The following is a 13,413-nucleotide window of genomic DNA, read 5'->3' as shown; positions in this document are numbered from 1 at the left end:
CAGTATTTTATGATAGTTGTTGTGAATCGGTGATTTTCTAACATAAAAAAGACAGGGTCTTAAGACCCTGTCTTTTTGGATAGCTTTTCAGCTTTATTTTGTTATTCAATTTCTTCATCAGGTATATCAATAATGATCATATCAGTGCCGATCTTTTTAATATGACGCCAGGGGACACGAACTTCATTGCCTTGTTTCCTCAGTCCAAACCATTTTAAGGTTGGAATGAGCAGTGCTTCGATTTGTCCTGTTTGCTCATTTATTTCCAGGTCAGTTTGGCCCAAAACCCCCAAACGTTCCGCCCGCTTCACATCAACGATTTCTTTTCCGCTTAAGTCACTTAGCTTCATACCATTGCCCCCGTTTCATTGTCCTTTATATATATGTATCAAATCACGTGGGGTTTTAGACTAGAAATAGAGTGTATTTGCACGATTGGGAGGGTTATCGTTACCACTAGATGTTTTTTTGCTGTTCAGGGGGCACGATTACGGCGCTTTCGTTACCACTAGCTTCATTTTTTGCATTTCACGGGCACGATAGTTGACCTATCGTTACCGCTAGCTCAGTTTTTCGCACTTCACGGGCACGATAGTTGACCTATCGTTACCGCTAGCTCAGTTTTTCGCACTTCACGGGCACGATAATTAACCTATCGTTACCGCTAGCTTCTTTTTTCGCACTTCACGGGCACGATTACGGCGCTTTCGTTACCGCTAGCCTGATTTTTCCCCCTTCACGGGCACGATTACGGCGCTATCGTTACCGCTAGCCTGATTTTTCCCCCTTTACGGGCACGATAGTTGACCTATCGTTACCGCTAGCTCAGTTTTTCACTCTTCTCGGGCACGATTCCCCCAATACTGACCACAAAAAAATGACGTGCCAGTATTGACACGTCGTTCGACCTCAAAAATACTATTTTGTTTTTGGCGGTTCGCCGTCTGGGCTTACCAGTGCTAATGAATATTGATCATTAAAAATATTATTGGCCATTTTGTCAACTTCAGCTTTTGTGACAAGATCAATTTGCTCGATAATCTCATCGAGTGAACGATGACGACTTAACAGAAGCTCATTTTTACCATTACGGCTCATGCGGCTGTTGGTGCTCTCAAGACTAAGCATTAAGCTACCTTTAAGCTGCTCTTTACTATTATTTAGTTCTTTTTCGGTGATGCCGTTTTGCTTTAATTTAGATAAGGTGTCTTGAATGGTTTCAAACAAAACATCAAGCTGCTTTGCTCCTGTACCACCATAAATGGTTACAACTCCACTATCCTGATAGGCTGAATGATAGGAGAATACAGAATAAGCAAGCCCTCGCTGTTCACGAACCTCTTGGAACAAGCGGCTGCTCATGCTACCACCTAGAATATTATTTAAGACAATAAGTTCATAAATATCATCATGACCAACCTGTAGTCCATCGAAACCAATGCATAAATGGGCTTGTTCTGTTTCTTTTTTACGAGTAATTTGGTTGGTGTTAAAGCTTGGCTTTTGATCAAGTTGAACGGCTCTTTGACCTTGATATGAGCCAAAATATGACTCAACTTCCTTAATAAAAGCGTCAGAAATATTTCCTGCTATTGAAATAACCACATTTTCTGGTGTGTAGGCATCTTTCATGTATTGTTTCAACGTATCACCAGTAAAGGTTTGTAAGGTGTCTTCAGTTCCAAGAATAGGATAACCAAGCGGGTGATTCTGATACACTGCTTTACTAAGCAAATCATGAACGATATCGTCTGGAGTATCCTCATACATTTTTATTTCTTCATATACAACATTTTTTTCTTTAAGTAATTCTTCTTCATCAAACGTTGAGTTGAAAAACATATCTGCCAATACTTCCAAAGCAAATGGGGCATGTGTATCTAATACCTTTGCATAATAGCAAGTGTACTCTTTAGACGTAAATGCATTTACTTGACCGCCGATGCTATCAAATGATTCAGCAATCTCTCTGGCAGATCTCGTTTTTGTCCCTTTGAAAAACATATGCTCTAAAAAATGTGATATCCCGTTTAATTCGGGGGTTTCATTTCTTGATCCAGTGCCAATCCAAATCCCAATGGCAACAGATCTTACTGTTGGAATATTTTCTAACACCACTCTTATTCCATTTTGACAAGTATATTTTGTAATCAAAGAAACTCCTCCAGTCGTCGAAAAGCGGACGCGGCAGCTTGTTAGCGCTTAATAAAATAAAAACCGATCCAACTATTTAATAAGTATAACTTATTATGATTTTTTTTTCCAAAATGATGTATTTTACAAGTTAATTTGATCCAATTCGATTTTCACTTAAGGTATCTGAAACTGTTCCAATTTGTAAATTTTTTTGTTCCATGACCGTAATAAGACGGTCGAGCGCCTTAGCGGTTGGAGCTGTTGGATGCATGAGAATGAGTGCACCTGGATGGACTTTCGATTCAACCCGCTGGATGATTACATCCGGAGCCGGTCTTTGCCAATCAATTGTATCTACACTCCAAATAATCGTACCAAGGCCCATAACATCGGCAATTTTGACGACATCGTCACGATAGCTGCCGCTTGGTGGCCCGAACCATTTTGGTACTTGTCCTGTTGTTGCTTTTATTACGTCATTTGTTTTTTGTAATTGATTTTTTATTTCTGCAACTGATAAGTTTTTCATGTCCGGATGAGTATAAGAATGATTTCCGATTTCATGACCTGCTTCATAAATCATTTTTGTCAAATCGGGATTTTCCTTCGCCCATCGACCTTCAAGAAAAAAGCTTGTTTTGACGTTATGTTTTTTCAAGGTGGCAAGCATGTCTGGCAAATATTCATTTCCCCAAGCAACATTAATAATGAATGCTACCATCGGTTTTTCCTGATTGCCTCGATAGATTGGTGCAGCTTGTAAATCTTGAAGATGAATTTTTGGCTTTGTTTGTTTAAATATCAACTTATCTTCGGAAAATTCTCCTTGTTTCTTCATCTTCTTATAGGATGCTTCTATATCAACAACACGACCGTTATAGCCAGGGATTGCCTTCCAAATCGGATCTATTTTGGCATCAGCAGCCGCAACTTCATATAGTTTGCTCTTTTTTATTATTTCCTCATACAGTGGATTACTATGTTTATCGACCTGTACGGTTTCCCCTTTTAATAAGGAAACATATCGATCAGAAATCGGATTATATACAATACATAATGTTGTAAATGTTACGATTAATATCACCTTGATTATTCTCATAAACAGGCCCCCTTCATCTTTAAAGTATGAAGTGACGGGACAAGGTAGAACAAAGGCATCCGATAACTTGAAAAAGCCAGGGAGGCCCCTGACTTTTTCAATGTTTATATCTAGCGAAAGGCTAAACGCCGCTGAACGGTCGCTTCCGCTTTTATTTATCTAGCTCCAGTGGCTAGGAGCTCGGGGTCATAAGCCAAATCACTCCAGAGATTATCATCTCTTGCGTGATTCGTCTTATGCCTGTCGCTCCTGGTCAAGCCGCTTCCGCTTTTATTTATCCAGCTCCAGCGACCAGCGTCTAGTGGACTTCGCCCACCTCCCTACGATAAGTCAACATCGAATCGCTTCCGCTCTTCGTGTTTCCTTTATCTCAGTCGATGTGCTCCAGTCCATACGCCGCTGAACGGTCGCTTCCGCTTTTATTTATTGTTGTGCTTGTTCTCTCTGTTCGCGTTGTTCTTTGAGAACAGCTTTGCGAGATAGGTTGACACGACCTTGTTTATCGATTTCAGTTACTTTAACGAGAAGTTCGTCACCGATAGCAACAACGTCCTCCACTTTTCCAATTCGTTCTTCAGCAAGCTCAGAAATGTGAACGAGGCCATCTTTACCAGCAAAAATTTCCACAAAGCAACCAAACTTTTCAATTCGTTTTACTTTACCAAGGTACATTTGTCCTACTTCAACTTCGCGAACGATATCTTCAATAATCTTCTTCGCCTTTTGGTTCATTTCTTCATTTGTTGATGAAATGAAGACTGTTCCATCTTGCTCGATATCAATTTTTACGCCAGTTTCTTCAATAATCTTATTGATTTGTTTACCGCTTGGTCCAATAACATCACGGATTTTGTCTGGGTTAATATGAATGGTTAAGATTTTTGGTGCATATTTAGAAAGCTCTTCTTTAGGCTGTGCAATTGTACTTAGCATTGACTCGAGAATATGCATGCGACCTTTTTTCGCTTGTTGAAGTGCTTCTTCTAAAATTTCACGAGATAGACCATCGATTTTTATATCCATTTGAAGCGCAGTTACACCTTTAGCTGTTCCTGCTACTTTAAAGTCCATATCACCCAAATGGTCTTCCATACCTTGAATATCAGTTAAGATTGTATAATGCTCTCCTGATTTAACAAGTCCCATCGCAATTCCGGCAACTGGCGCTTTAATCGGAACACCGGCATCCATCATCGCCAATGTACTTGCACAAATACTTGCCTGTGAAGTCGAACCATTTGATTCAAGCACCTCTGAAACAAGACGAACAGTATATGGGAAATCTTTTTCATCAGGAATAATCGGTTCAAGTGCACGCTCACCTAATGCTCCATGACCAATTTCACGACGGCCAGGTCCACGCATTGGACCAGTTTCCCCAACACTGAAATTAGGGAAATTATAATGATGCATGAAGCGTTTTTCCTCTTCAATTCCTAGTCCATCTAAAATTTGCACATCACCTAAGGCACCAAGTGTACAAATACTTAACGCTTGTGTTTGACCACGAGTGAAAAGACCTGAACCATGAGTACGTGGCAATAAGCCAACTTCAGAGGATAACGGGCGAATTTCATCTGGTTTACGACCGTCAGGACGGACCTTTTCGACCGTGATTAAACGGCGAACTTCACCTTTAACAATTTTATCAAGGATTTGCTTAACTTGCTTAAGTACATCAGCTTCTGCTTCGCTTTCTACATACTTTGCAAGGACCTTTTCCTTAACAGCTTTAATCGCAGCCTCACGAGCATGCTTTTCTTGAACTTGTATCGCAGCAACCATTTCCTGCTCACTTAAATCACGAATTTCTGCTTCAAGCTCTTTATCAACTTCAAATAAAGTGATTTCAATTTTTTCTTTAGCGACTTTGGCTACAATTTCCTCTTGGAAAGCAATTAAACGCTTGATTTCTTCATGGCCGAACATAATGGCTTCAAGCATAACCTCTTCTGGTACTTCCTTTGCACCAGCTTCAACCATGTTGATGGCATCCTTTGTTCCGGCAACAGATAAATGCATATCGCTTTTTTCCGATTGTTCTACGGTTGGATTGATCACAAACTCACCTTCGACACGTCCAACCACAACACCCGCAATTGGCCCTTCAAAAGGAATATCGGAAACGCTTAACGCTAATGAAGAACCAAACATTGCTGCCATTTCAGACGAACAATCCTGATCCACGCTCATGACAATACTGACAACTTGAACTTCATTTCGGAAACCGTCAGCAAATAATGGACGAATTGGTCGGTCAATTAAACGGCTCGCCAAAATGGCTTTTTCACTTGGACGACCTTCCCGTTTAATAAAGCCCCCCGGAATTTTTCCTACCGCATATAGTCTTTCTTCATAATTAACTGTAAGCGGAAAGAAGTCTAATGGCTTTGGCTCTTTTGATGCTGTCGCTGTGCTTAACACAACTGTATCACCGTAGCGAACTAATGCCGCACCATTTGCTTGTTTGGCAAGTTGTCCAATTTCTACAGATAATGTCCGGCCAGCCCAATTTATCGAAAATACTTGTTTTTCTTGACCCATACTTTTTACCCCTCTCTACCAGTACCACCAGAATATGGTGGTAAGGACCTATCCTTTACTATTATCATTATCCTTTTGCTTTCAAAAGGTAATTATCGCAGTTATTTTATGTGAATCGAGATTTTACCCTCGAAGCGAATATTTGCACATGAAAAGAAAAAGCTAAATCACGAAGTAAAGTGAGCTTTCGCTTTTCTTGTTGTCTAGCGCAAGCGGCTAGGGGCTCGGGTCACAAGCCAATCCCTTTCGGAAATCTGGATTTCCTGCAGGGATCGTCTTGTGCCTGTCGCCCCTACCAAGCCGCTTTCGCTTTTCTTACTATTATGACCATTATTTATGTTCCTTAAAATAGCCGTAAAAATATGTATAATTTACAGGATTTCCCTAAAATAATAAAGCATTTTACAATAACAAAAAAGCGGGAAAAAATCCCGCTTCTGTTGACTATCGACGTAAACCAAGCTTGTTGATTAACACACGGTAACGTTGAACGTCTTTGTTACGTAGGTATGTTAGTAGGTTACGACGTTTACCTACCATTTTCAAAAGACCACGACGTGAGTGATGATCCTTCTTGTGCGTACGCAAATGGTCGTTCAAATTGTTAATCGATTCTGTAAGGACAGCGATTTGAACTTCTGGAGAACCAGTATCTGATTCATGAGTTTTGAACTCATTGATAAGTTCGTTTTTGCGTTCTTGAGTGATTGCCATCCTGTTCACCTCCTATTTAATAATCCCCTATTACTGAGCAAACGTCGGTGAGTCGTATTGCCAAGCAAAGGTTCGTCATACGTTTATTAGAATACATCTTTTTTTGACAAAAAGCAAGTTCTAAATAGAATTGTGCATAAAGTACGAAAGGGCATTTTGCTTATCCTGTTCGATTTGTGTCACAAGCTCTTGTATTCCCGCGAATTTTTGCTCACTGCGAAGGCGAAGATGCCATTCGACCGTTACGATTTGACCGTATATATCCCCAGAAAAATCAAACAGATGAACCTCAATCGTTTGCTTGTTTAATTCCTGATGGAACGTCGGTTTGTAACCTCGATTACATACTCCAGCATACCACGATTGACCAATTTTTAAACGGACAGCATAAACTCCGGTTGGCGGAAGCAGATAATCTTCACTGACATCAATGTTTGCCGTCGGAAACCCAATCGTTCTGCCACGCTTTTCTCCATGTTCAACCGTTCCGGTTGTCGTATAAAATCTTCCCAATAATGTTGGCAAGCGATCTACGTTTCCTACTTTAAGCTCGGTACGAATCAGCGTCGTGCTTACTTTTTCCTCACCTAAGGCAAATTTCGGTACCACTGTTGCTCCAAATTGACCTCTTGAATGGAACGGTATCGTCTCCATATTCCCTTTACCCATGCGCCCATAAGCAAAGTCAAAACCAGCGATTACATGACCTACATTTAAAGCAATAACGTATTGATCAATAAATTCCTGGGGCAAAAGGCTGGCAAACTCTGTCGTAAAATGAACAATGAACAAAAAGTCAATGCCTAACTCTTTAATGATGTCTATTTTATCCTCAAGTGGTGTTAAATAAGTTACGCGTTGCTCGCTTTTACCAAGTACAACGGATGGGTGTGGATCAAAGGTCATAACGGCGCTTTTCCAACCAAACTCATTAGCCTTTGCCTTTGCTTCCTTGATCACACTTTGATGTCCTAAATGAACCCCATCAAAATAACCAAGTGCCATCGCCATTTTTGGAAAACTTTCTGGTTGATATTGATGAGGATGATTAATCTTAATAACTTTCACAAAAACTCACCTTTTCTACAACTTTCCTAAATCTCAGCATCGTTACGGAGAACTTTTTCTGGCTTCATCATGCCCGGTTTTTGCGAATGTGGCTTGTAGATTGCCAATGCTCTCCCTTGCTCCGTTTCGATAACAATTGGACCTGTTACGTCAGCGAAGTTTGCTGGGATCGGCAAAACTGCTCCGTTTTTTACTTTCTCTGCTAATTTATCATTTATAGACAATTTCGGCAAATAAGAAAGCCCAACTTCTAGAGGTTTCAGCGCATTCATAAAGGTTCCATTGGCGACCATTTCCTCGATTTGCGCAAAAGTAAAACAGTCTTCAAGCGTAAATGCTGCCGATTGGATTCTTGTCAATTTGGACATATGGGCCGGAAAGCCTAGTTTTTCTCCAATCATTACTGCTAACGTTCTGACGTATGTCCCTTTGCTGCAGGCAACTCGAAACCGAAACGTTATCGTATCTCCTTGAAATTCGTCTCGATCGTCTAGTAATTCAAGCGAGTATATCGTTATTTTTCGCGATGGACGTTCTACTTCTATTCCTTGTCTGGCATATTCATATAGTCGTTTCCCGTTTACTTTTACAGCGGAATACATGGGTGGTGTCTGGGTGATTTCACCAGTTAATGATGTTAGGACATCCAGGATTTCATTTCGGCTCACTGTACGATTAAGCTTTGTTTCAGCCACCGTCTCACCGGTTGCATCTTCCGTGGTAGTGGCAAAACCAATCGTCACTTCACCTTCATATGTTTTCCCAGCATCGGTTATGTACTCAGCTACTTTTGTTGCACGACCAAGACAGATTGGAAGCACTCCATCAACTTCAGGGTCGAGTGTTCCGGTATGACCAATTCGTTTCATGTGCAGGATTTTTCGCAGCTTAAAAATACAATCGTGTGAGGTTAATCCAGTTGGTTTATAGAGCGGTAAAATTCCTTCCATTTGTAAGCCTCCTTACTAAAAATGCTCGAGGAAGGTTGTTTTCTACTCCGGGCGCTTCGCTTTCCGCGGGCGGTAGCGGGGAGCCTCCTCGGCGCTAAAGCGCCTGTGGGGTCTCCCCTGCCCCGTACTCCCGCAGGAGTCTTCGCGCCCTCCGTTCCAATCAACCTTCCTTTAACATAATTTTTACTTGAAAAAGGCTGACTTAAACGAAGTCAGCCTTTCTTAGTGTTGGGAAGAGTAAACAATTATTCCCCGTCTGTATGCTTTTGTTTATCTTCCTCGTGAATTTCGTGTAATAATGTTTCAATTCGATTTCCGTAATCGATTGATTCATCAAACTCAAAAATAATCTCTGGAGTTTTGCGCAAACGAATCCGTTGACCGATCTCTGTGCGAATAAAGCCTTTGGCTTTTGCGAGACCTTTTAACGTATTTTCGCGTTGCGTTTCATCTCCTAATACTGATATAAATACCTTGGCTTGCTGGAGATCGCCAGAAACTTCGACGTCAGTTACCGTTACAAAACCGATCCGAGGATCCTTGATTTTTCTTCCGATAATATCGCCAAGCTCCTTTTTCATCTGTTCTCCAACACGATTTGCTCTAAGGCTCATGCTTTTCACCTCATTATTAAAGCCACTCTATATCGGTTATGGTTCGTTCAATTTCTGGGAATGAATCGATTAACCGCAATGCATTTTGCAGCTCTTTTTCAACTGCAACCTTTGCAGAGGCAACAGCAGCAATGGAAATTTTTGTTCGTTGCCAAACATCCTGATAATCAACCTCTGCAACAGACACATTGTATTTTTGTTTAAGTCTTGAAAGAATTCGGAGAAGTACAGCTCGTTTTTCTTTTAATGAATGAGCATCATAAATGATGCATTCACAATTGGCTAAGCCAACTATCATTAACGTTCCACTTCTTCCATAATGTATGCTTCGATTACATCTTCTTCTTTCAAATCATTATAGTTTTTAACGGTAATACCACATTCATACCCTTGGCTTACCTCTTTAACATCGTCCTTGAAACGTTTTAACGCATCAATTTCACCTTCAAAGACTACGACACCGTTACGAATGACACGAACGCCACTGTCTCTCGTAATTTTCCCATCGGTAACGTATGAGCCAGCAATCGTACCAATTTTTGATACTTTAAAGGTTTGGCGAACTGTCGCTTGTCCGATGATTTTTTCTTGGTATTCAGGGTCAAGCATCCCTTTCATTGCTGCTTCAATTTCTTCAATCACTTTATAAATAATGCGGTGCAGACGAACATCAACCTTTTCTTCATCAGCAGCACGCTTTGCATTAACATCAGGGCGAACGTTAAAGCCAATGACAATGGCATTAGATGCTGCAGCAAGCGTAACATCTGATTCATTAATGGCCCCAACCGCTTGGTGGATAATTTTAATATTTACGCCTTCTACGTCAATTTTCATAAGCGATGCAGCAAGAGCTTCTGCTGAACCTTGAACGTCGGCTTTAATGATGACATTAAGATCTTTCATTTCGCCTTGTTTCATTTGTTCAAACAAATTATCAAGACTTACGCGAGTCTTTTCACCACGAGATGCTTGAAGGGCTACTGAAGCACGAGCTTCCCCAATTTGACGAGCTGTTTTTTCATCATCAAAGACAACAAAGCGATCTCCGGCCTGAGGCACATCATTTAAACCAGTAATTTCAACTGGTGTTGATGGACCTGCTTCTTTGACGCGGCGTCCTTTATCATTTACCATAGCACGCACACGGCCAAAAGTGTTTCCGACAACAATTGGGTCACCGATTTTTAAGGTACCGTTTTGAACTAATAATGTCGCAACTGAGCCACGGCCTTTATCAAGCTGGGCTTCAATGACAGTTCCGATAGCATGGCGATTCGGATTTGCCTTCCATTCTTCTACTTCGCTTACTAATAGAATCATTTCAAGCAGATTGTCAATTCCTTCGCCTGTTTTTGCAGATAGCTGAACGAAAATCGTTTCTCCACCCCAAGCTTCAGGGACAAGACCGTGCTCTGTTAATTCCTGCATAACGCGGTCTGGATTAGCAGCCGGTTTATCCATTTTATTAACAGCAACAATGATTGGTACCTCTGCTGCTTTGGCATGGGCAATCGCTTCAACTGTTTGTGGCATAACACCATCATCTGCTGCAACTACTAGAATCGTGATATCAGTAATTTTGGCACCACGAGCACGCATCGTTGTGAAGGCAGCATGTCCAGGAGTATCAAGGAAAGTAATTTTCTTTCCGTTTTCAACAACCTGATAAGCTCCGATATGCTGAGTGATACCGCCAGCTTCGCCTTCAGTTACCTTTGTATGACGGATAGAATCGAGTAGCGTCGTTTTACCATGGTCAACGTGACCCATAATCGTTACAACTGATGGTCTCTCGATCATGTTTTCAGCAGTATCTTCTGTGAAATAAACCTCGAGGTCAGTTGTATCAATTTTAATTTCTTCTTCAACCTCAACCCCGTAATCGCCACAAATTAATTCAATTGAATCTTTATCTAGTTCCACGTTGATGGTCGCCATAACACCAAGCATAAACAGCTTTTTAATAATTTCAGATGGCTCACGATGCAGCTTTTTACCAAGTTCTGCAACTGTTAAAGACTCTGTAAAAGTAATCTTTGCAGGCAGTTCTCTTTCTTTTCTCGGTTGTTGCTGATGAGCTTGATGAGTTTGTTGTTGTTTACCTCTATTTTGGAAATTTGATTTTCCTCTGTTATTATTATTTTTATTTTTTGCTTGAAAGCCTTGTGGTTTGTTGTCACGTTTCGGTGGACCACTTTGAACCTTCACTACTTTTGAAGGAGCCACGTTTTTATCATCATCTTCAAACGCACTTGCTTTCGTTTTAGGAACTACTTGCGGCTGTGGTTTATTACCTTGTGGTTTAGATGATTGTTTGTTCCCCATTTGCTGTGAACTTTGCGGCTTCGAGCTTTTTTGTGCAGGTTTTGTGTCTTTGTTTGAATTATAAATTCCTTCTAACTTTTGAACTGTTTCGTCCTCAATTGTTGCCATATGGTTTGTTACCTCTATATTCATTTCTTTTAGTTTAGCGATAATGTCTTTGCTTGACACATTATGCTTTTTTGCATATTCGTATACGCGTATTTTACTCATTCTTTCACCCCCGCTAAAATTAATCGAGCAATGTAAGCAGTTTTTTTGCAAATCCTTCGTCTAATACAGTTACCACGACGCGGGCCTCTTTTCCTATAGCTTTCCCCAATAAATAACGATTTTCTACGATTTTCAAAGGAACGTGATAGGAATTACATTTATCAGTGATTTTTTTAGATGTATTCGCGGACGAATCCGCTGCTAATAAGACAAGTTTTGCTTTACCACTCCGAATTTCTTTGACGGATAATTCTTCTCCAGATGTAATTTTCCGTGCTCGATTTGCTAAGCCAAGTAATGACATCCACAATTTAGAGTTCATTAGGAAAGTCGTTTCTCCTTCTCGATCAAATCTAGTAACTCATCATATAAAGAATCATCAATAGAAACTTGTAAATGATTGGCTAAAATATTTCTCTTCTTGGCTAATATTACAGCTTCTTTTTCTTTGGAAAGATAAGCTCCCCGACCAGATTTTTTGCCGGTTGGATCAATCGAAACTTCGCCTTCCTTTGAGCGAACGATGCGAACGAGATCTTTTTTTGGCTTCATTTCACCTGTCGCAATGCATTTTCGCATCGGAACTTTTTTAGGTTTGTTCACGATCATTCACCTCTTATTTAATCCAAATCATCTGCAAAATCAAAATCGGAATCATCATCGTCGTCTGGCGTATAAGTCAACAGTGCTTCTTCACGCGGATAAATTCCTTTTTCTCTTGCCTCTGTCTCAGATTTAATGTCAATTTTCCAACCAGTTAATTTTGCAGCTAAACGAGCATTTTGACCTCGTTTTCCAATTGCTAATGAAAGCTGATAATCTGGAACAACCACTGTTGTTGCTTTGTCATTTTCATTAACATGTACGTCGAGCACTTTAGAAGGGCTTAATGCATTTGCTACAAACACAACTGGATCATTTGACCATTTGACAATATCGATTTTTTCGCCTTTTAACTCGTTTACAATCGCTTGAACCCGTGTTCCCTTTGGTCCAACACATGAGCCGACTGGATCAACTTCAGGATTATCTGAGTGAACAGAGATTTTAGAACGATCTCCCGCTTCACGGGCAACCGATTTAATTTCTACTGTCCCATCATATATTTCCGGCACTTCAATCTCAAACAAACGCTTTAACAAACCAGGGTGTGTTCGTGATACGAAAATTTGCGGACCTTTAGTTGTTTTTTCAACCTTTGTAATAAATACCTTTATGCGATCATGCGGCTTATAACGCTCATTCGGCATTTGTTCATTAGCTGGTAAAATTGCTTCAATTTTCCCGAGACTAACATAAATAAATTTCGCATCTTGACGTTGGACGATTCCGGTCATAATGTCTTCTTCACGATCAATAAATTCGGAATAAATGATGCCACGTTCTGCTTCACGAACGCGTTGTGTTACTACTTGCTTCGCAGTTTGGGCAGCAATACGACCAAAGTCCTTTGGAGTTACTTCCATTTCCACTACGTCTTCTTCTTGATAGTTTGGATTAATCCGTTGTGCTTCTTCAATCGAAATTTCCAAGCGTGGGTCAAAAACTTCTTCAACCACTTCTTTACGTGCAAAAACGCGCATAGAACCTGTTTCAAGATTAAGATCAATCCGAACGTTTTGTGCTTGATTAAAATTCCGGCGATAAGCGGATACAAGGGCTGCTTCAATCGCATCAATCAAAACGTCCCTAGAAATGCCTTTCTCCTTTTCAAGCAAGGTTAGAGCATCTAACAATTCACTGCTCATTT

At 40.5% G+C, this 13,413-nt stretch carries 13 protein-coding genes; all 13 read right to left on the bottom strand.

Annotated elements, in window-relative coordinates; genetic code table 11:
- Positions 1–101: 101 nt before the first annotated feature.
- The 13 genes from HHO41_RS04430 to nusA all read right to left on the bottom strand — a co-directional run bounded on the left by HHO41_RS04430 (position 102) and on the right by nusA (position 13,411).
- Positions 102–350 carry a YlmC/YmxH family sporulation protein gene (locus HHO41_RS04430; protein ID WP_169095887.1) on the bottom strand — a complete coding sequence of 83 codons (249 nt, stop codon included), beginning with the start codon at positions 348–350 and terminating at the stop codon, positions 102–104.
- Positions 351–918: 568 nt separating this feature from the next.
- Positions 919–2,154: a M16 family metallopeptidase gene (locus tag HHO41_RS04425; RefSeq protein ID WP_169095885.1), complete on the bottom strand. Its 1,236-nt coding sequence runs from the start codon at positions 2,152–2,154 to the stop codon at positions 919–921.
- Positions 2,155–2,284: 130 nt separating this feature from the next.
- Positions 2,285–3,235: a polysaccharide deacetylase family protein gene (locus tag HHO41_RS04420; RefSeq protein WP_169095883.1), complete on the bottom strand. Its 951-nt coding sequence runs from the start codon at positions 3,233–3,235 to the stop codon at positions 2,285–2,287.
- 423 nt (positions 3,236–3,658) lie between these two features.
- Positions 3,659–5,779, bottom strand: a complete 2,121-nt coding sequence (gene pnp / locus HHO41_RS04415) for a polyribonucleotide nucleotidyltransferase (protein WP_169095881.1) — start codon at positions 5,777–5,779, stop codon at positions 3,659–3,661.
- A gap of 444 nt (positions 5,780–6,223) precedes the next feature.
- Positions 6,224–6,493 (bottom strand): 30S ribosomal protein S15, encoded by a 270-nt coding sequence (rpsO, locus tag HHO41_RS04410; RefSeq protein ID WP_169095879.1) that lies wholly within the window; start codon positions 6,491–6,493, stop codon positions 6,224–6,226.
- Positions 6,494–6,613: 120 nt separating this feature from the next.
- Positions 6,614–7,561, bottom strand: coding sequence for a bifunctional riboflavin kinase/FAD synthetase (gene ribF / locus HHO41_RS04405; RefSeq protein WP_169095877.1), 948 nt, complete (start codon positions 7,559–7,561; stop codon positions 6,614–6,616).
- 26 nt (positions 7,562–7,587) lie between these two features.
- Complete coding sequence (truB, locus tag HHO41_RS04400; RefSeq protein ID WP_169095875.1) at positions 7,588–8,511, bottom strand: tRNA pseudouridine(55) synthase TruB; 924 nt, start codon at positions 8,509–8,511, stop codon at positions 7,588–7,590.
- A gap of 245 nt (positions 8,512–8,756) precedes the next feature.
- Positions 8,757–9,125, bottom strand: a complete 369-nt coding sequence (gene rbfA, locus HHO41_RS04395) for a 30S ribosome-binding factor RbfA (RefSeq protein WP_169095873.1) — start codon at positions 9,123–9,125, stop codon at positions 8,757–8,759.
- 16 nt (positions 9,126–9,141) lie between these two features.
- Positions 9,142–9,423: a DUF503 domain-containing protein gene (locus HHO41_RS04390; protein ID WP_169095871.1), complete on the bottom strand. Its 282-nt coding sequence runs from the start codon at positions 9,421–9,423 to the stop codon at positions 9,142–9,144.
- Entirely contained in the window at positions 9,423–11,663 is a 2,241-nt protein-coding gene (gene infB, locus HHO41_RS04385) for a translation initiation factor IF-2 (protein ID WP_169095869.1), read from the bottom strand. The genes HHO41_RS04390 and infB overlap by 1 nt, the downstream gene beginning before the upstream one ends.
- Before the next feature lie 19 nt (positions 11,664–11,682).
- Positions 11,683–11,985 carry a YlxQ family RNA-binding protein gene (locus tag HHO41_RS04380; RefSeq protein ID WP_169095867.1) on the bottom strand — a complete coding sequence of 101 codons (303 nt, stop codon included), beginning with the start codon at positions 11,983–11,985 and terminating at the stop codon, positions 11,683–11,685.
- On the bottom strand, positions 11,985–12,266 hold the full coding sequence (gene rnpM / locus HHO41_RS04375; protein WP_169095865.1) for an RNase P modulator RnpM: 282 nt from the start codon (positions 12,264–12,266) through the stop codon (positions 11,985–11,987). Before rnpM ends, HHO41_RS04380 begins: the two co-directional genes overlap by 1 nt.
- Positions 12,267–12,283: 17 nt before the next feature.
- Positions 12,284–13,411 (bottom strand): transcription termination factor NusA, encoded by a 1,128-nt coding sequence (nusA, locus tag HHO41_RS04370; RefSeq protein WP_169095863.1) that lies wholly within the window; start codon positions 13,409–13,411, stop codon positions 12,284–12,286.
- Positions 13,412–13,413 lie beyond the last annotated feature (2 nt).

Origin of the sequence: Bacillus sp. DNRA2, assembly GCF_012843265.1 — a bacterium.
Lineage (GTDB): Bacteria > Bacillota > Bacilli > Bacillales > Cytobacillaceae > Bacillus_BU.
Note: the sequence above shows the minus strand (reverse complement) of the source record. Positions and strands in the feature narration are given on the sequence as shown.

Excerpts from the sequence above, each read along its gene's own strand:
- rbfA (WP_169095873.1), bottom strand. The coding sequence starts at position 9,125 with ATGAGCCTTAGAGCAAATCGTGTTGGAGAACAGATGAAAAAGGAGCTT.
- infB (WP_169095869.1), bottom strand. The coding sequence starts at position 11,663 with ATGAGTAAAATACGCGTATACGAATATGCAAAAAAGCATAATGTGTCA.
- HHO41_RS04420 (WP_169095883.1), bottom strand. The coding sequence starts at position 3,235 with ATGAGAATAATCAAGGTGATATTAATCGTAACATTTACAACATTATGT.
- truB (WP_169095875.1), bottom strand. The coding sequence starts at position 8,511 with ATGGAAGGAATTTTACCGCTCTATAAACCAACTGGATTAACCTCACAC.
- HHO41_RS04380 (WP_169095867.1), bottom strand. The coding sequence starts at position 11,985 with ATGAACTCTAAATTGTGGATGTCATTACTTGGCTTAGCAAATCGAGCA.
- pnp (WP_169095881.1), bottom strand. The coding sequence starts at position 5,779 with ATGGGTCAAGAAAAACAAGTATTTTCGATAAATTGGGCTGGCCGGACA.
- HHO41_RS04430 (WP_169095887.1), bottom strand. The coding sequence starts at position 350 with ATGAAGCTAAGTGACTTAAGCGGAAAAGAAATCGTTGATGTGAAGCGG.
- rpsO (WP_169095879.1), bottom strand. The coding sequence starts at position 6,493 with ATGGCAATCACTCAAGAACGCAAAAACGAACTTATCAATGAGTTCAAA.
- HHO41_RS04390 (WP_169095871.1), bottom strand. The coding sequence starts at position 9,423 with ATGATAGTTGGCTTAGCCAATTGTGAATGCATCATTTATGATGCTCAT.
- nusA (WP_169095863.1), bottom strand. The coding sequence starts at position 13,411 with ATGAGCAGTGAATTGTTAGATGCTCTAACCTTGCTTGAAAAGGAGAAA.